A 17530-nucleotide genomic window follows, 5' to 3' on the forward strand; every position below is an offset into this window, starting at 1 on the left:
ATATATCATTCAAGCATATTTTCTCAAGCAGAGTGAGTATGGTTGATGACTTATTCATTGAAGAATCGTTTAGTGCAGGCAGTTTCCTACGAGTTTTTCCTGCTGCTCACGGGTGGCTTACTAGTGGTACCAATGTTTGATTTGGAGGTACACCAGTCGTTGGCAATTGCAGCTGGACTATCACTATTTGCGTTGGTCTGGAATATGATTTTCAATCACGCCTTTGACTGGTACTTATTGAATATACGTAAAAACCCAGAAAAGACATTTATCGTTAGAGCCATACATGCGTTATTGTTTGAGGGGGGTATGTTGGTACTGACGTTGCCAGTAATCGCCTGGAGCTTTAATCTGACTATCCTAGAAGCATTTATGCTTGAGATAGTCATGGTCATTTACATCGTGATATATACCTATGTATTCAACTATTGGTTCGATAAGCTGCATAGCTCGTTTCAAGTTACTGAACACAAACGCTGAAGATCTGCTCAGCAGTCTGTTTTAGGTCAAATGTTGACACCAATTAAAATACACTACGTCAAAAGCAAATGCCTACTTATCTGTCATTTTTCCTTTTCTTATTATATTTTATACCAGTTAATAAAAAAATAATGATAATCCTGGCTCCCCATTTCTGCCAGACACAGAGTAATTGAGCCAGAGCAACATCCACCCAATAGGGAGAGTTGTCACCATGAACCGAATTAAGAGAACAAATGTATTGACTTGATACTTGGCATAACTTACGTTTGATTTACAAAACATGGCAAACGTACAAAGGATTGCAAATAACTTGGCTTATATAAAAATACCGAAAATTTGAAATTATTACCTCTATCACAACTCACCTAAAAATAAAACCCAAGCACGTATCCGCCGAAGGCCGAGTAAACGCGCCTTTTAACATTATACTCAGAAATTGAACCCTAAGCTCTTCCCATTTTTAGGTTTGGATTTTGGGGGAGTAGGTATTTTTATTCCAAGGTACATGCACTCAGCGCCACATGAGGAGCACAAAACCATTGAATTATCTGTTAGATCTCACTTGAGTTCTTGCAAATATTCATAACAAACAAATTTATGAGTACTCATAATTCTCTACTATTGATACATAACGTTCATATTTGCGGTGGTTAAACACTCCGACTTCGATAGCGACGAACAATATAGGCTTGTTAATTGATTTAACACCCACCATCACCACTCCCTCCATCCCCACCATTAAAGCCACCAGAATCACCACCTCCGGAGTCACCAGCAAAGCCAGAGCGCTGAGTCACTCCAAACCTCACAATAAACCATTGCAAACTGGATATTAGAAAAGCTGCAAATACAAACGGGGCAAAAGTAGAATTAAGCGGGTTCTTGGAAGCAAGATCAATCAAATACCATGATCCAACTAAGCCGATTAGATTAATGAGGAATGATTTCATCTACTCTCCATAGGTCATTTGACGTGGTTATATAGACCTTTTGTTATGAAATGTAGTTTGAGGTACTATGGCGTGACCACCTAAAAATGAAGCTTAGTAACAAAAGACACTAAGATAAATTTGTTGTGTTCTGCTAGCATATTACCACCAATATTCCGTTACCCACGTTTTTTGCGGACCGAACAAAATCGGTAAACTGAACTAGGTAGTTACTAATATCTATTTTGGGGTAATCAGCTTTATATACACCTAAGTGCCGCAAAGTGTGTGAATCATAACGCTGCATAATGGCTGACGACTCACATTCGTCTAAATACGTTGCAAGCTCACTAATAGCTTCAGGTGAGTGAGCTTCACAATGTTCACACACATCTTCACATTGCCTGCCGGCATTTAGAAATGATGCATTTTCATCTTGGGTTATCAGATAACTGATGCAGCCCCAAGACCTACCAAGTGATAGAGGCGTAACAGACTCATCTATTCCATCAACATAGCTCTTACCTTGACCGGTCTCTCGATATTGTTCCTTCGTGATCTGATAAAGAGTCGCTCTTAAACCCATACTCGTAATTTACCTAAGGCACATAACTGTTAACTCAAAAGTAACATCTATATATCATGCTACTCCCTAACTCCAAAGCTCATCACCCAGATCACACAAAAAGATACAGTTGATCAAGAAGCCTTCTTTAACGGGTATACATATTTAGGGAAAGATTTTGATAGAAGCCTGAACAAGGATCTGCTGGTCTAAACATTAATCATCAAGCAGGTAAATTTTGTTTCAGCAAAGTTTATTCGGGAAGCTATCGATCGAGCTTCGGAGAAAAAGCAATGCACTTACCGGGAAGATTCTTTTCGAGTCACTTCGTGATAATACTAGCGGACAGGTGTTTTACTTTGAAAGTTTTGGTGGTGATCAAAATCATTTTGACGGGTGAAGTTGTTTTCCAAAAACGACCCTGTCAGGGCTTCAAAAGTACAAAGAGAAATCGATTTGTCTGACTTCAGAAAGAAGCTAGCAAGTTAATAACAAGCTTGAGGTTTAAGGTGCCGGGTAGCTAGTGCAATCCCCGAGCGTATACATTACTGCATGCCCTTCTCAACCGGCGCTTCTGCTACCGCAGACCAGACCAGCCCCGCCCTTGTTACTACGAGCAGCAATACAAAAGACATCTCCAATGCGAGGAAAACGCCAATAGGGTGATTGGGTACGCCGCGTAACAACAGGTAGAGCAAGTAGCTCATAGTAAGTAGATTACCCGCAAGCGTAACGTTAAGGACGTAACCACGTTCTTGCCAGAGTGGTTTGCAGAGCAGGAAGTTCAACACCGCGGTTCCAGCGAGTATCACGCCGGGCAACATCAACAGCAAGCGACGGGATAAACCCATTCCGTCGCTGGTTACCAGTGGCCAAACGGCAGTAAAGTGACCTTGAGCTCCGAGGGTGAGGAACAGACCCAAAATTACTGCGCCGATGGCGGCAAGCCGATACAGTGCATTGCGTTGCAAAACACGTGTTGATCTAGAAACCGACATCGCGCTCCCCTACTGTGGCCAAACCACATTCGTAAGCGAACACTACCGCCTGAGCACGATCGCGTAGCCCCAGTTTGGAGAGCAAGCTTGAAACGTGGGTTTTCACGGTGGCGGGGCCGATAAACAGGACTTCGGCAATTTCGGCATTGCTCTTGCCGGCGGCGATGGCCTCAAGTACTTCGCGCTCCCGAGTAGTGAGGCGCTCCAGGCGTTCTGACAGGTTGCGCCCTGCCCCCAATTTCTGTGCGAATTGGCTGATCAGGCGTTGAGTGATGCCCGGTGCAAGCATGGCACCGCCCTCTGCTACGGTGCGTACTGCCTGCACCAGTGCCTCCGGGGGAATATCCTTGAGCACAAAGCCACTGGCCCCTGCCCTCAACGCACGAAACACGTATTCATCGGGATCGAACGTAGTCAAAATAATGACACGGCAAGTTGCATCACTAGCTTCCAGGATGCGCGCCGTGGCTTCCAGCCCGTCCATCTCCGGCATGCGGATATCCATCAGGATGATATCCGGCTGATGCGCTCGTGCGGCTTCAACTGCCTCAATGCCGGTACCCGCCTCGGCGACCACCTCAATATCGGGCTCATTGTTCAGGATCAGCGCAAAACCACACCGTACCAAAGCCTGGTCATCCACCACCATCACTCGCAACATTATGTTTTCACCATTCCTGTGGGTAGTTGTGCATATACCTCAAAACCACCACCATCGACCGCGCCCGCATACAGATGGCCGCCGAGCAATTCCGCGCGCTCGCGCATGCCTGCAATGCCGTGCCCACCGCCAGGCTGCTCGTCAATAGTTGTTTCCACCATGGGCCGGTCGCCAGTGGTGTTGCCATCATCGGCTACACGAATCACTAGAGTCTCATGGTCTACGCGCAGGCTCACTTGAACCCGCGCAGCGGCTCCAACGTGCTTGATGACATTAGTGAGAGATTCCTGAACGATACGATAGGCGGTGAGACCGACGCTGGTCGGTACATTCTCCAGCACGCCGTGGGTTTCGTAGTCGACCTCGCTTAACACCTGCCGGACCTTTTCAATCAGAGCTGGTAAATCATTGAGACCCGGTTGCGGCGTGAGCGCGGTGTCGCTATTGGCCGGGCGCAGTACGCCAAGTAAATGGCGCATTTCTGTCATGGCCTGACGGCCAGCAGCCTCCACCGAAGCCATGGCCTCACTGGCGGCTTGCGGGTTATTGCGGCTGATGGCCCTGGCGGCACCGGCTTGCACGGTCATAAGGCTCACCTGATGTGCCACCACATCATGCATCTCGCGGGCGATTCGGGAGCGCTCGGCCGCTACCGCACGCTCGGATTCGGCATTGCGTTCGCGCTCCAAATACTTGGCCCTCTCTTCCAACAAGCGCAGATATTCGCCGCGAAAACGCAGCCGGCGACCGATATACCACAACGCCCATACCAGCATCACCGTTACCGTGCCTGCCGCAGTTGGCTGAACCGGAATCCCCTGATCAAACGCCACAAAAACCAGCGTTGCGATGACTCCGATAAAGCTGGCTCGGGTATTGGCCTCGTAGCGGCCAAGGCTATACAGCGAAACCGCCATGGCAACGATGCCATCCGCCGGTAAACCCAGTTCCAGCAATATTGTTGCGCCGAGAATAACGGCCTGTACCTGCCAGGGGTGTGTGCGACGCCACAACAGAGCGAAGGAGCCAATGAACGCACACTGGAAAGCAATAACATCCCCCAGATTTTGCATGGCCAGCACTTCCCGCGCCTCGTCGCGCGACCACATCAGTAGCGTCAGCAAAAACATGAGCAAGGCGATGAGCAGATCAGTCAGGTGCGGCCAGCGTTCGAATGGCCCGCGGAAGGGCTGCCACACCGGAAGCTTGGGTAGTTCCGAGCTGGTGTTGAGCGGATTCGGCGCAGGTGTATTTAGGGACGAGGATTTCATTTCCGCATGCTAAACCAGGCGCAACCAGCTGTCATGGGGCTTTCGAGGGAGGCGGGAGCAGTCGCATCTCCACCTTTTGGGGGAGGTCAGATTCCTGCCTGTGGCCGATGTGCGTGTGCCTGAAAAAACCGAACATGCTCGGCAGGCACATTCAGCCCAAGCACGCACCATAAACGCCTGGAGAAACCCCATGAACGACGCTGTACTCAGCCAAACACTGCCGCGATCATTCGACACCCGGCGGGCCGTTTACCTGTCGGTAAAAACCTGGTTCTGCATCGCGGCCATCGGCCATGCGATCTTCTTTGCCTATATCCTGGCCGTCTTCTACCCACCCATTGCTGAATCGGGGGTGCATGGCTTGAAAGGACTGCACCTTCCGGCAGGCTTCCGCGAGGGAGATACATGGGGCAACCTGGCTTCGGTGAGCCACGTGCTATTGGCCGCAATTGTAATCGGCGGTGGGCCCCTGCAGCTGATCCCTTCGGTGCGACGGCATGCCCCCAACTTCCATCGCTGGTTGGGACGCAGCTATCTGCTGACTGCCGTCATCGCCAGTGTTGCGGGGCTCTACATGACCTGGACGCGGCACACTATTGGTAATCTGGTATCACAGATCAGTATCACCATGGACGGCATACTAATTTTGGTGTTTGCCTTTCTGGCGGTGCGTACCGCGATGGCCAGACGCTTTGCTGAGCACCGTCGCTGGGCCTTACGCCTATTTATGGCTGCCAGTGCGGTGTGGTTCTTTCGTGTAGCCTTGATGGGCTGGGCAATGCTCACCGGCGGCTGGGGGGTCGACTGGGAATCTTTTACCGGGCCATTCCTGTATGCACTGGGTTTCGGCCAATACCTGCTCCCACTGGCCATGCTGGAATGGTATTTTCACTGTCAAAAGCGTGGAACCGCACAAGGTACCCAGATTGCTTTTGTCAGTGCCCTGGTACCTCTGACTGTGTTTATGGCCATTGGAATTTTTGCCGCTACGATGGGCATGTGGTTGCCACGGATCTAAGGTTAATCGGGCTGATGATCGTGGACTTTTTGCGCGGATTTGGCTGTAAAGGTTCACGATTCCTGAATTCAAGTGCCGCAACAAATTTGGGCACTCACTAGACAAATTTACAAGCCTTCTGGACTGTTGACTGAAGAAGAGAGTAAACAAAACACTAAAAGCCAGCTAATTAAATCGATGTTGACACTTTAAGGTGAAGTACATATATCAGATTGGGGCGACTCCCAAAGCTCTGAGCCTAACTTCTAGCTTTTCCTATTCGGGAACGGGATGTATAACCTAGATTTTTGTGCTGGCGAGCGGTTTGGCTTTAGAGGCGAATTGCGAGCCGTAGGTGATTTTATGGGGGATCAGCTTACCTATCTTCAGCGCTGCGGCTTTAGCGCCTATGCTATTGAGGGTAAGCTGCTACTTGCCAGCTTAAAAGACTCCTTAAGTGATTTCAGTAGCAGCTACCAAACAGGAACAGATCAATCCCTGCCAATGTTTCGTAGACGCTGCTTAGGCAATATTTTATGAGATATGCCCCTGCCATCCTGAGTGGGGCTTATCACCCCTCCTCATCCTCATTGATTCCCAGGCCCCGCAACGCAAATTCCAGAACCCCCTCCAACTCAGTCTTGCTCCTGCCCGACCGGGACAGAGATGCAGTGCCGTGAAGCAGAGTCACCAGGTATAAAGCCACCTTTTCCGCCTGCCGATCTAACCCAAAGCGTTGGGACTCAGCATCACTCTGAAAGAAACGTACTAGCAAACGCATATTCTCCTCATCAGCCGCTTTTAAGGCTTGTATTGCAGCCTCGGGAAGCCCTTCTCCAGCGGTCTCCGAAAGGCCCTGGGCTAAATAGCAGCCTTTTGGCGTCTCATCTGCCAACTGCCCTCTGACGGATGCAAGTAGGAAACCAGAGATCCGCTGAGTCAGTTTCAGATTATCGTCATTTAAATAAGCCAAGCGATCTTTGGCATGTTTTTCTAAATATTGATGTAAAGCCCGCACAAATAGTGCTTCTTTATTTCCAAAAGCAGAATAAAGACTGGGCTTATTGATCCCCATAGCCCCGGTTAAATCCGCTAAAGATGTTCCCACATATCCCTTCTTCCAGAACACTCGCATCGCAGCATCCAGAGCACTCGGCTTATCAAACTCAAGTTTACGCCCCGCCATTGTGAAGTCTCTTCAAAAACCATTTGACAATATTGTACCGATCAGTACACTTCAATTCAAATCGTACCGATCGGTACAATTTAAAGCTAGTAACCACTCAGAGGAGAATCAGGATGGGCATTTCCGTTCAAGGCAAAGTTGCACTGGTCACCGGAGCAAATCGCGGCATTGGCAAATCCATTGTGGAAACCTTTATTGAGCAGGGAGCAAAAAAAGTCTATCTGGCGGTGCGAAACCCCGAGACCACCGCAGAACTCACTAGGAAGTACGGAGCTAAGGTAGTCCCCATGCAACTGGATATTACGGATAGCAAAGGAATAAAAGCACAAGCAAAAGAAATCCAGGACTTGGATATCCTTGTCAACAATGCCGGGGTACTAGCTCCTACGGAACCCCTCGGGGAGCAAGTTGAAGAGTCTCTGGAGCACGAGTTGAATGTAAACCTCTTCGGGCTAATAAGGATTGCCAAAGCTTTTGCACCTCAACTGGAAAAGAACCGCGGCGCACTGGTCCAATTGAATTCTGTCGTATCCCTGCGTGCCTTCGCTCAGGTGAGCACCTATTCCGCCTCCAAGGCCGCAAGCTACGCAATAACTCAAGCCCTTCGAGAAACACTTGGAGAGCGTGGAGTACAAGTACTAAGCGTGCATCCAGGCCCAATAGAAACCGATATGGGCAGACAGGCAGGATTGGAAGAGGGAGAAGCTCCCGATACTGTAGCCAAAGGTATTGTTGAATCCCTTGCAAGCGGGAACTTTCACCTATTCCCTGACCCTATGGCTAAAATGTTTGAGGCAGCCTATCAAGGATTCTCAGATGCGATTGTAACTGCAGATCTAAGTGAATAATTGTTAAGCAAAATTAGCTAAACATTGATGGCTGAATAGCCCGCGACGTTCTAATGACTAGCGCCTGTTATTATTAAAACATCGCGGGCTTCGGCATGCTAATTTCTAAACGATTCTATCAGAGTGGATGACAACTCTAACTACAGTACCAATATTGATCGGACAGCCGCAGCTACTTCCTTTCACTGTTTTCACTTTCCAATCGCACTGATTATCCGAAACCAAGACGTACATAAAATTTTTCTAAATAAGCAGATTACGTCATACCTTCCAAATTTATCTCTGTTTAGATCCAGAATTTAAATTCACCATGCTTATAAAAGGACTGAAAGACGTTGTGATCCACCTCCAGCGTTAAACCATAAGTGGGACCGGTGAGGATCAGAAATAGCTCTAAAGCTTCTATTGGGCGAGGAATACTGCGGGCTTCCTAATCACAAACACGTCATATGGCGCAGCAAAGGTCAATCGTCGATTTGATTTGCCCTGTCGTTTGAATAGGCTAAGATGGTGGAGGCATAGCGAATTGTACCACGCCTGTCGTGTTTTTTAATATCTCTCTAGCTTTCGTGCCCGACAGTGAGTACACAGTCAAGATAAATTGCTTGCATTTAGGATATGCGCAATCACGCTGAATCGATGTATAAGGAGTAAGGCAATTTGCGTCTGCGTCAGCTATTTTAGCTGCGCTTAGCACCTTAATAAAATAATTTATTGTTGGCACAATATTAATGACTGAGCTGGTTACTTTTTCTCAAAAAGCCCCAATAAAAAAATATCGTTTAAATGTATGCACCTATAGGTGCGAATAAGAAAGGTGAGAATAAAAATATTCCAATATTTGGTACCGACTGTAAGGAAGACTTTAAAAACATACGAAGCATTTGAAATTAAAACTGACAGATAGAATACAGCCATATAAGAAGGCGCTTATGTTTACACAAGATTCTCCACTGACGAAGAAATTACTTGTTGGTGCTCATAGCTGGGAATGGATACCTATCTTGGTAGCACGTGTGTCATTGGGGATATTCTTCTCAGTATCTGGGTATAACAAGCTATTTATTCCTGAGAGGCATGCAGACTTGATAAATTTAATGAAAGAAATAGGAGTGCCCTTTCATGAACTTATGGCTATATTTTTAGCTTCTGTAGAATTTTTTGGTGGCTTACTATTAATAGCAGGGCTTTTTTCTACAATTGTTGCAATTATACTAATTATCGTAATGATTGTTGCTATCACCACTGTTGAAATTGAGCATGTCATCCCCAAAGGCCTAGGGCCATTGGATTGGCTAAGCTGGTTTATTTACCTACCACAAGTTTTATATATTATTTTATTTGTATGGTTAATAACTACAGGTCCTGGTCGATTTAGCTTAGATTACCTAATCGCTGATAAGCTAGGCATTAATAACCACAATTAAAGAAGTTGGACTGCTGTCATAGTTAGTACAGTTATTTCTTCAATCTTAATCCGATTTTGGCAACCCTATTGAAAACATATACACCTAGACACCTAGACACCTAGACACCTAGACACCTAGACACCTAGACACCTAGACACCTAGACACCTAGACACCTAGACACCTAGACACCTACAAAACAGAAGTACAATTCATCTAGACTAACAGTTAAAAAGAATACTTAGAAAAGTTGAAAATCAGCCAGCCAAATTTACATCCTTTAATATGAAATTCGAGCACCCTGAATAAATTGAAGAGACCCCAAGCTTTAAAAGCCTATTGCCCACCTTCCCCATTAAAAGCCCATCACCTACTCCGCCGCCAGGCACCAGGCATCGCTCACAATGCTTCCCGGTCGGGAAACACCCCGAATTGATTTTCAGTATAGATAAATAGGTTGAACTTGATTAGACTGCAAGATGCATCAAGCTTGGATTGTCGAACTAACTTGCTAAGTAATATACAGCTATAGCTACTATCTGTCTTTTTTATTTATCATTACCAGCTATAGTGCCTGAAAAATTATTGTAGTACTTAAACTCAAGTAAATTGCCCGCCGGATCTTTAACTACAAATTTACCAGCTTCATTTTCAGAGTCCTCGCCTCTCACTAGTGGTTCCAGTACAAATGGAATCGAACTGTCTTTGAGTAAAGCTAATACTTCACTCCACTGTTTTTTTTCAAGTAATGGGCCAAAGTGATCTATAGGCTTGGCTACCATTCCATCCTTTTCTTGATGTATAGTAATCTGATGCCATAGAATATTACATCAATCCATTCCCCTGTATCTCGGCCTACAGTACAGCCAAGTAGATTTACGTAGAACTCCCTTGCCTTTTCTAGGTCTGGAACAACGAACGATAGATGAAACGGCTTGATATCTAGCACTCCTTTCACAAAGATACAGTCGAAGCAACCATTGGCTACCCACCAGAAAAGTATAAACTACCAAGACTATTGACTGAAGAAGAAAGTTAAACGAAGCATAAAGAACAGCTAACCAAGTTAGTTCGAGATAAAAGAGTAAAATATATTCATTACTCTGGAAAAAATCCCTAATCACTGGGACCTAACACCCACCTTTAACAAGTCGAGACTCTCTACCCTTATGTTCACCAAACTGAAACTACAGGCACCACTTATTACCAAGCTTCCCCAGCTCAGAATACTTACCTTGATCTTGAGTGTCAGCAGAAAACGAGCCGATTAACCATTAGCGCTCAACCGTCCAAAACTAAGAATTATTTACAGTGTCTCAGTCACAGTGCAGGAAGTGAAAAACGATCAAGTAGTTATGAACTTCCAAGCCCTAGGCCTCACCCTATCCACCGAGAAGAGATCTACCACCTTAGGCAGTCGAACATCCAGTTTCATCCATTGGCGTCACAAAACTTTCGGCTCGTAGAAAATATCCATCTCTGGACTGTTTGACGATGCAGCATAAGAGATGAAATTACGCCTATAAAATCCATCCGCTTAATCAGATTTCACGATCATATTTTCCGAACTAAATTCGAATATTTTACTGAGCGCAGGTAGAAAGTGTGTAACATTGCCTCAAACATTGACCAGAAAAATCACTCTGACGTGGATATATAGATTAATTTTAACTGCTTTTAGGCAGCCGATTATGAGATTTAGTCTAAACTAATCCAGATTAGAATGGCCCACCTTCACTATCAGATAAGTCGTAGTTGGCAAAGGGCGAGGTAAATCCGCTTAAGCCTGCCATAGCACTCAGGGGATTCAAAATGGAAAATCAGCATACCGTAAAAAGTACCCGATTTTGGCTATGGATTTCGATTCTTATCTTTGCTGCTTCCAACTCTGTTGTTGCGAAAATCGGGGAGCTCGGTGCCCATCATCTCATTAATGGAAACAATCCCATCTCTTTTTGCAATCTCTTGTTCGCAGGAAATCTCTTGGCGGGTATCACCCTTTTGATAATCTATAGGAAAGATTGGCGCCTCAGCATCTTAAAACAGTACCCTTTCAAGGACTGGTTTTACATGTTTGTGCTCATCTTGATGTCTGGTGTTCTTGCCCCAGCTTTCTTTTTTATTGCTCTAATGATCACAGAGGTGACTAATGTCGTTTTAATCGCAACTTTAGATGCTCCCTTAGGACTCTTATTTGCTTTTTTAATGTTCCGGGAGAAACCAACAGGGTTCTCAATAGTGGGTGCCCTTGTGGTAACGGTTGGTGTTATTGCAATTTTTGTGCTACATCAACCTCCGATGGAAGATCCAATGAGCATGAAAATGCTGAATCTTGGAAATCCAGCAATGAACCAATTCCTAGAAACCCTCCCCAAAGCTGGAGAAATTTTAACCGCTGTAGCAACACTCTTAGGCGTCATTGCCGTTCAGGTCAGTCGGAAACTGCTTGATCGCGTCCCTATTGGCGTCTTTTCAGTTTTCCGCATGCTTGCGGGTGTGATCCTCTTCTCGGTCATTGTCCTCTCTGTATTTGGAGCCAACCACTTTAACGACCTCCTTTCCCCATTCCTCTGGGTGTGGATGCTTGTATATGGAGCGGTCATTATTGTTTTTGGGCAGATCACCTGGTTTAAAGGGCTCCAAGGAGGGGCCAGCTCTGCCGACATCTCTATCGCTACCGCCATCACCCCCGTAGCAGGCACTTTCTTCGCCTTCGTTATCCTTCAAGAGATTCCAAACTTTGCTCAAATTATTGGAGGAATTATTATCATGGCCGGAATAGGAATCTCACTACTCGGTCAATATCGTGAACAAAAAGCCGTCGAAATGAAGTATGAAAAGCCATGCTCATTTAAGGGGGTATAAATCAGTATTTTACTAATCACATTTTACATTTAATTTAGAGTTACAGGTTTAAGTTAAATCTATCATTAAAATAACACCTTAAGCTAGATCATTAGCTTACTTCTTCAAAATCAGGGTTCAGAAGCATAGGGAATTTAATTGACAGATGTGCTAATTAAAGGTTATTCAAGTATTTGACTTTCAATTCTTTTTAAATCTGCATGAAAAGCCGCCTCCATCTCTTCAAAAAAATCGTCAGAGGCTTCTTTATCCTTATTTTTAATTTTTTCCATCATTTTTTCCCGCCAAGCTTCAACACTTGCTTGAGTTCTATATACCCTTTCAAAATATGGCTTAAGAGCATTTATTTTAACTCCAGCAACCAGCATATCTCTTTCAGACCTGGCGTTATGAAACTCCAGGACAGCTTTCCTTATACCTTTATATGCTTTTTTACGCTCTTCTAGCTCTTTCATAAGGAGCTCTTGCCTTACCAATAATTTTGCCTTTTTTATATCATTATCATATGAAGCATTTAAAAGTAAATATTGAGATACACCCGTTAAGAAAGCCCCAGCGAAAGCGGAGACTAAAATAACCTTCCACTCCATTTTAATTTTCGACATAGATTTAGCCTTAAAATATAATGTTTTAATGAAAAATACTCAGAACAATGAAAAGCCCAACGTAAAACGTAAAACCCATAAACTGGCGCAAATTTAAGCCTAAAATCTAAATCCATCATAACATATAAACGAGAATCATTTGAAACCAAGGTCTTTTAGTCACCCCAAATTTGCCAGATTAAACTGTAGTTAAAGGCTTCCTTATTAAAGTTTACATGTATCCAAAATGCGTATTTAACTGTATTACTTGTCTAAGCAGGGATATATGGCGATTTTGTAAAAATTATTCTACTCAGACCAGGCTTCATAATTAGATTAAGTACCGAACCGTCGACCCAATGCTTTGATCACATGCTTAAATCTGGAGCCAGCTGAGCCAGAGATACTTAAATCATTCTCTAGCGGAATACTTACATATAGATTATTGTGTTAAGATAAGATTTAAACTAATTGTTAGAGGGAGAATCCACGTCCCCTAAATTCCTTCTCAACTACCACAAAGATGATTTATATGGTAATCAAAAATTGATCGATTGTAGGGCTTGTAGAGAATGAACCTAGCTTCAATCATCGCAATAAAATTACCCTTGTCAAACTTGCCAAAAGCCATGATCAACAGCGCCATTGATATAAATAGCGAATACCCCTTTACCAGGTATCTCTAATGGTGGAACCGCAATCTTTGCCCCTTGAGCTTTAACAAGGCTTATGGCTTTTTCTATGTCCTCAACAAGCCAATATGGGCGGACTACGGGTTCTTCCGACTCTCGTAAAGGTCGACGCACACCGACGATACTGCCATCTTTTAAGCTACATGTTCGAGCTCCACCGAGAAGTTCATCGGCATCATCAAATCGGACATTATGAGCAGTTTCGCATGCTGCACATACTTTATCTACGTCTAGAGTAACAATTTCTAAATAGTGTATTTTCATAATTCTCAATTGGTAAATTTAATTAAAAATTCTTCAGATATGGTTACTGAATATGATGATATTACTCTTTGATTTTTTTACAGGGTGATTCCGACATTTCTTTTAATTTATCCAAGTCATTTCAGTTGATTGCCCAAGCGACTTCTGTCGAGCCTTCTACTTTAATTCTACTGTGCGAAACAAAACTACAGGAATCTTCATGAGTTTCTGGCATTAACCCTCCTGTTATTAGAATAGGCATTAAGAATATACCTATCGTAGCAGTGAGAGTGTTATCCATAAGTAGTTTTCCCATATTTGATTGCAAATGAATACGATAAAGAAAGATCAAGTCAACTTTCATATTATCCTTATACGTGTTGACGACTATTTACCCCCTCTCCATCCTCCTTTTAGGAGGGGGTAAAATATTTCTACAGCTTGACTGCCTGCTGAGGCTTTACGGCGAGATCATTATAGAAACTCATGACCTGCTTACCATTTTTATCCTGCTCAATAACCATATAGGTCAAAGTGTTCTCGAAATAGAAACTATTCTCAGACATTGGAATGATTTCGTATTTTGGACCACCACTTCGTTGAGAATAAAAAATTCCACCTTCCAAAGATAATGTCCTAACGGAATTTTCATCAATCTTATAGCTACCCAGAAGCCCTTTAACTTTACTTTCATCTAATTCGACTGATTTAAACTTCGGTACAGGTATATCAAGAACTTCAGCTGCTAATAACTTACTAATTAAACTTGGGTTGCGGTTACTTAGATTACTTAAGACGGCAATGTACAAATCTTCAGATGGAATATAAAATGCATCAGTAGCAAAACCTGGTATACCACCACTGTGTGCTACCATGTCATATTCATTAAGTTTTCCGATGCCCAACCCATAGCCATAATTTGACATAGAATCATCATTCAACTTGAACGGTTCTATCATTTTCTGATAACTTTCTTTGGAGAGTACCTCGCCGTCTCGTAAAGCTTTGAACCATATATCCAGATCTGTCACAGTAGATAAAAGTGCTCCAGCAGCATGAGGCCACATCATATCGATATACATAGCATTAACTACGCCATCAGGTGATGTATCATAACCATTAGCCCTATTTGGGATAACTTTGGAACCACCATAGTAGCTAGATTTCATGCCGACTTTCTTAAAAATATTTTCATCGATAAAATCAGCATATGATTGCCCACTAGCAACCTCAATAATTTTCCCCAAAAGAACATAACCCGTATTCGAATAACGCATCTGCTCGCCTGGTTTAAATTTCATCGGGTGCTCGGCAAATCGAATTAGCATATCGTCAATAGTTGTCGGCAACTGTATTTCTTTAGAAAAAATCTCCTCATCTTCAGTGTAATTAGCAATACCAGAAGTGTGAGTTAAAAGATGCTCAATGGTTACATCACTCCCTTCAGTTGGAAAATCAGGTGCATATTTATGAATATTATCCGTTAATGAAAGCTTACCTTGCTCCTGCAACATCATTATTGCCGCTGCAGTAAACTGTTTAGTGATAGAACCCAAGCGAAATACACTATTAGCTGTCAAAGGTATATTGTGCTCTAGATTTGCGAGGCCATGAGCCCCCCGGAAAATCACCTTTCCTTTTTTACTGACAATAACGGCGACACCAGGCTCACCTATTTTAACGTTTTCCACCAAAATTTCTTTGTAACGCCTCTGCCTATCCTCTATCACATCAGCAAAAGACACATTTAAATTCAACATCAGCAGAAATATGCCAAGTATTAATCTTTTCATTTTACCCCTATCCTTTTGTAAAAAATTTGTACAAAGAAGCTTCTCAAAAATCGAATATAACATTGATTTTAATTTTTATTAAAAAATTATTCCAATTTTTACTTTAAGTAACTGCTATCTTTACAGTTTACTTAATCAAAACTATCAACTTAAGAAGAGAAATTTTCCGAATCAATATATGATAGGGTGAGACGTTGAGTAGTCCAGGTTTATTCTGAAGTAAAATTGATACTATGGTCTTACTTGCCATCTTCTAGGTTAGATTTTTGTACCAGATATATTGAGCTGTTCTGCTGTAGTGGGGATTACCATTCATGGCCAGGTAAGCTCCGTAGTCCAATTAAACTTGCAAGAGTTTCTTTGCTACTCTTTTCCATTTAAGTAATCTACCGTCTAAGGGACCACCACGCTCCTCCAGTAAGCCCCCTCATCGCAGAGCCCACTTAAAGCTTTGTCATCAGTGGGAAGTTAAGATTTTAATACTAACTCTCAGAACCAGTGACATCCAAAAAATTAAAACATACGTCTCACCTGCAATATCAGGTGCTAAAGGTTGCTGACTAGAGACAGGAGCCCTCAAACAAAGTAGCCCTATAAATTATTATGTGACCACTCGCCTAATAAAGTTAGAAAAGCTCATCACGGTACTCCATCTACTCTTTATAACAACCATGCCTTATCAGTTAGAAACTGCAATTCTCATACTTACACTACGATTACCTGACAGTCCCGTGAATTGTTTTATTACAAGCAATATTATCAATTACGTTACTCCTTCTAGACTTAAGCCCAAAGAGTCTACGTGTTACATTGAATGGATATACAACTAACAAGCATATAGCTGTAGTTATCAAAAAAGAACCAACAGCTAGCACCATAGCTTTATACGTCAAAGACATTGACAAGCTAATTACAAAGTAACCAAGCACAACGATGACTGTTTGGTGAAAAATGTAAAATGGATATATCAATTCATTACTGAATTTTAGCCATTTAGGGGTGCTTGCTAGGTGGTGTTGAGCATAACCTAACAGGGTCAATAACGCTGACCAGGCGACTAAACAACCTACAAACCACCAAATTGACCAACGAGCTTGCAACGACAAATACTCGCTTAAGTCCGGAGAATAGTAACAAGCATAAAAAATTAATGAGCTGACCAGTAACCACACAAAGTTTACCTTCCGATACTTCTTTAATGATGCCCAAATCTTCCGGGATTGTATGAAAAACATACCGACAAAAAAGAAATAAAGATAAAACAAAGTAGAAGACAGATTGCCTATGCCATGACCATTATCAGGAAAATATAATTTCAGCCCCACTCTGATTACAATCAATACCAAAACTAATCCAAATAGACCACTTGATGTATCTGACAACCACTCTACAAATCCTTTAAATGAACTTGACCATTGTGACCTTAGAAAAAAATAAAACGGTACTGCAAGCAATGAAAAGAAGACCAAGTATTCAATAAACCATAGATGGTTTGAATCAAACTTAAGTGTAAGCTGAGGGAAGGCCTGCAAAAATGAACCATATTGATCAATATCCTCAATATAATTCTGAGGCGGCACAACAAGTAACACCCCTACAAGCAAAGGAATAAACAATCTAAAAAATTTATCTCGTAAAAACTGAGATGGATAGACTTTACGGAGCAGCAATACACTTCCTACACCAGCAATAAAAAATAGTGTTGGCAGCCTGAATTGCTCAAAATATACCATAACATCATCGAGCAGCTTGCTAGACTCCGCATTCATGATATGCCATTCATCCCCATTAAATGGCATTAATGCATGGTGTAGGAATACCGCCAAAATCAATATGACTCTCAACCAATCCAGCTCGGAAACCCTGAAGTTATTCATACAGCTCTTTCCATGACATTCTAAATTTCAATAGCATAGAACTTGCCTACATTCCCTTTTGGTGGCAATACAAAACAATTTAAGTAGACTTAAGCTTTAACAAAAGCTGCCATCAGGCCACTGTGCATTAC

General features: G+C 43.2%; 18 protein-coding genes. 6 read left to right on the plus strand and 12 right to left on the minus strand.

Going from position 1 to position 17530, the window contains the following annotated elements; translation table 11 throughout:
- Nucleotides 1–57 precede the first annotated feature (57 nt).
- Nucleotides 58–480 carry a PACE efflux transporter gene (locus ACJJI0_RS06445; protein ID WP_444885185.1) on the plus strand — a complete coding sequence of 141 codons (423 nt, stop codon included), beginning with the start codon at nt 58–60 and terminating at the stop codon, nt 478–480.
- Between the two features lie 704 nt (nt 481–1184).
- Here the strand turns inward: ACJJI0_RS06445 and ACJJI0_RS06450 are convergent.
- The 5 genes from ACJJI0_RS06450 to ACJJI0_RS06470 form a co-directional block, all read right to left on the minus strand.
- Complete coding sequence (locus ACJJI0_RS06450; RefSeq protein ID WP_444885186.1) at nt 1185–1433, minus strand: hypothetical protein; 249 nt, start codon at nt 1431–1433, stop codon at nt 1185–1187.
- 133 nt (nt 1434–1566) lie between these two features.
- The gene (locus ACJJI0_RS06455; RefSeq protein WP_444885187.1) at nt 1567–1998 is read right to left on the minus strand and encodes a DUF1877 family protein; all 432 of its coding nucleotides are present in this window, start codon (nt 1996–1998) and stop codon (nt 1567–1569) included.
- Nucleotides 1999–2522: 524 nt separating this feature from the next.
- Entirely contained in the window at nt 2523–2975 is a 453-nt protein-coding gene (locus tag ACJJI0_RS06460) for a hypothetical protein (protein WP_444885188.1), read from the minus strand.
- The gene (locus ACJJI0_RS06465; RefSeq protein WP_444885189.1) at nt 2962–3636 is read right to left on the minus strand and encodes a response regulator; all 675 of its coding nucleotides are present in this window, start codon (nt 3634–3636) and stop codon (nt 2962–2964) included. The genes ACJJI0_RS06460 and ACJJI0_RS06465 overlap by 14 nt, the downstream gene beginning before the upstream one ends.
- On the minus strand, nt 3636–4907 hold the full coding sequence (locus tag ACJJI0_RS06470; protein ID WP_444885190.1) for a sensor histidine kinase: 1272 nt from the start codon (nt 4905–4907) through the stop codon (nt 3636–3638). The genes ACJJI0_RS06465 and ACJJI0_RS06470 overlap by 1 nt, the downstream gene beginning before the upstream one ends.
- Before the next feature lie 190 nt (nt 4908–5097).
- Between ACJJI0_RS06470 and ACJJI0_RS06475 the strand changes: the two genes are divergently transcribed.
- Both ACJJI0_RS06475 and ACJJI0_RS06480 read left to right on the plus strand, forming a co-directional pair.
- A complete protein-coding gene (locus ACJJI0_RS06475; RefSeq protein ID WP_444885191.1) occupies nt 5098–5925 on the plus strand; it encodes a DUF2306 domain-containing protein in 828 nt (275 codons plus the stop codon).
- Between the two features lie 270 nt (nt 5926–6195).
- The gene (locus ACJJI0_RS06480) at nt 6196–6444 is read left to right on the plus strand and encodes a DUF934 domain-containing protein (protein WP_444885192.1); all 249 of its coding nucleotides are present in this window, start codon (nt 6196–6198) and stop codon (nt 6442–6444) included.
- Between the two features lie 31 nt (nt 6445–6475).
- Here ACJJI0_RS06480 and ACJJI0_RS06485 read toward each other — a convergent pair whose 3' ends face one another.
- Nucleotides 6476–7090, minus strand: a complete 615-nt coding sequence (locus tag ACJJI0_RS06485) for a TetR/AcrR family transcriptional regulator (protein ID WP_444885193.1) — start codon at nt 7088–7090, stop codon at nt 6476–6478.
- Nucleotides 7091–7203: 113 nt separating this feature from the next.
- Here ACJJI0_RS06485 and ACJJI0_RS06490 point away from each other — a divergent pair, with 113 nt between their 5' ends.
- Nucleotides 7204–7938 (plus strand): SDR family oxidoreductase, encoded by a 735-nt coding sequence (locus tag ACJJI0_RS06490; RefSeq protein ID WP_444885194.1) that lies wholly within the window; start codon nt 7204–7206, stop codon nt 7936–7938.
- Between the two features lie 932 nt (nt 7939–8870).
- Nucleotides 8871–9365 (plus strand): DoxX family protein, encoded by a 495-nt coding sequence (locus tag ACJJI0_RS06495; RefSeq protein WP_444885195.1) that lies wholly within the window; start codon nt 8871–8873, stop codon nt 9363–9365.
- 528 nt (nt 9366–9893) lie between these two features.
- Here the strand turns inward: ACJJI0_RS06495 and ACJJI0_RS06500 are convergent.
- Nucleotides 9894–10127 (minus strand): hypothetical protein, encoded by a 234-nt coding sequence (locus ACJJI0_RS06500; protein ID WP_444885196.1) that lies wholly within the window; start codon nt 10125–10127, stop codon nt 9894–9896.
- Nucleotides 10121–10303 carry a VOC family protein gene (locus ACJJI0_RS06505; RefSeq protein WP_444885197.1) on the minus strand — a complete coding sequence of 61 codons (183 nt, stop codon included), beginning with the start codon at nt 10301–10303 and terminating at the stop codon, nt 10121–10123. Before ACJJI0_RS06505 ends, ACJJI0_RS06500 begins: the two co-directional genes overlap by 7 nt.
- A gap of 854 nt (nt 10304–11157) precedes the next feature.
- On the opposite strand from ACJJI0_RS06505, the gene ACJJI0_RS06510 reads away from it, so the two are divergent.
- Nucleotides 11158–12210: a DMT family transporter gene (locus ACJJI0_RS06510; RefSeq protein WP_252085628.1), complete on the plus strand. Its 1053-nt coding sequence runs from the start codon at nt 11158–11160 to the stop codon at nt 12208–12210.
- Nucleotides 12211–12371: 161 nt separating this feature from the next.
- Here ACJJI0_RS06510 and ACJJI0_RS06515 read toward each other — a convergent pair whose 3' ends face one another.
- The 4 genes from ACJJI0_RS06515 to ACJJI0_RS06530 all read right to left on the minus strand — a co-directional run bounded on the left by ACJJI0_RS06515 (nt 12372) and on the right by ACJJI0_RS06530 (nt 17399).
- Nucleotides 12372–12815 carry a hypothetical protein gene (locus ACJJI0_RS06515; RefSeq protein WP_444885198.1) on the minus strand — a complete coding sequence of 148 codons (444 nt, stop codon included), beginning with the start codon at nt 12813–12815 and terminating at the stop codon, nt 12372–12374.
- Between the two features lie 590 nt (nt 12816–13405).
- On the minus strand, nt 13406–13750 hold the full coding sequence (locus ACJJI0_RS06520; RefSeq protein WP_444885199.1) for a VOC family protein: 345 nt from the start codon (nt 13748–13750) through the stop codon (nt 13406–13408).
- A 413-nt stretch (nt 13751–14163) separates the two neighbouring features.
- Nucleotides 14164–15522 (minus strand): serine hydrolase domain-containing protein, encoded by a 1359-nt coding sequence (locus ACJJI0_RS06525; RefSeq protein WP_444885200.1) that lies wholly within the window; start codon nt 15520–15522, stop codon nt 14164–14166.
- A 716-nt stretch (nt 15523–16238) separates the two neighbouring features.
- Nucleotides 16239–17399 carry an acyltransferase family protein gene (locus tag ACJJI0_RS06530; protein ID WP_444885201.1) on the minus strand — a complete coding sequence of 387 codons (1161 nt, stop codon included), beginning with the start codon at nt 17397–17399 and terminating at the stop codon, nt 16239–16241.
- Nucleotides 17400–17530: the final 131 nt, after the last annotated feature.

The organism is Microbulbifer mixtoriginis (SeqCode), from assembly GCF_052466695.1.

Excerpts from the sequence above, each read along its gene's own strand:
- ACJJI0_RS06450 (WP_444885186.1), bottom strand. The coding sequence starts at position 1,433 with ATGAAATCATTCCTCATTAATCTAATCGGCTTAGTTGGATCATGGTAT.
- ACJJI0_RS06455 (WP_444885187.1), bottom strand. The coding sequence starts at position 1,998 with ATGGGTTTAAGAGCGACTCTTTATCAGATCACGAAGGAACAATATCGA.
- ACJJI0_RS06460 (WP_444885188.1), bottom strand. The coding sequence starts at position 2,975 with ATGTCGGTTTCTAGATCAACACGTGTTTTGCAACGCAATGCACTGTAT.
- ACJJI0_RS06465 (WP_444885189.1), bottom strand. The coding sequence starts at position 3,636 with ATGTTGCGAGTGATGGTGGTGGATGACCAGGCTTTGGTACGGTGTGGT.
- ACJJI0_RS06470 (WP_444885190.1), bottom strand. The coding sequence starts at position 4,907 with ATGAAATCCTCGTCCCTAAATACACCTGCGCCGAATCCGCTCAACACC.
- ACJJI0_RS06475 (WP_444885191.1), top strand. The coding sequence starts at position 5,098 with ATGAACGACGCTGTACTCAGCCAAACACTGCCGCGATCATTCGACACC.
- ACJJI0_RS06480 (WP_444885192.1), top strand. The coding sequence starts at position 6,196 with ATGTATAACCTAGATTTTTGTGCTGGCGAGCGGTTTGGCTTTAGAGGC.
- ACJJI0_RS06485 (WP_444885193.1), bottom strand. The coding sequence starts at position 7,090 with ATGGCGGGGCGTAAACTTGAGTTTGATAAGCCGAGTGCTCTGGATGCT.
- ACJJI0_RS06490 (WP_444885194.1), top strand. The coding sequence starts at position 7,204 with ATGGGCATTTCCGTTCAAGGCAAAGTTGCACTGGTCACCGGAGCAAAT.
- ACJJI0_RS06495 (WP_444885195.1), top strand. The coding sequence starts at position 8,871 with ATGTTTACACAAGATTCTCCACTGACGAAGAAATTACTTGTTGGTGCT.
- ACJJI0_RS06500 (WP_444885196.1), bottom strand. The coding sequence starts at position 10,127 with ATGGTAGCCAAGCCTATAGATCACTTTGGCCCATTACTTGAAAAAAAA.
- ACJJI0_RS06510 (WP_252085628.1), top strand. The coding sequence starts at position 11,158 with ATGGAAAATCAGCATACCGTAAAAAGTACCCGATTTTGGCTATGGATT.
- ACJJI0_RS06515 (WP_444885198.1), bottom strand. The coding sequence starts at position 12,815 with ATGTCGAAAATTAAAATGGAGTGGAAGGTTATTTTAGTCTCCGCTTTC.
- ACJJI0_RS06520 (WP_444885199.1), bottom strand. The coding sequence starts at position 13,750 with ATGAAAATACACTATTTAGAAATTGTTACTCTAGACGTAGATAAAGTA.
- ACJJI0_RS06525 (WP_444885200.1), bottom strand. The coding sequence starts at position 15,522 with ATGAAAAGATTAATACTTGGCATATTTCTGCTGATGTTGAATTTAAAT.
- ACJJI0_RS06530 (WP_444885201.1), bottom strand. The coding sequence starts at position 17,399 with ATGAATAACTTCAGGGTTTCCGAGCTGGATTGGTTGAGAGTCATATTG.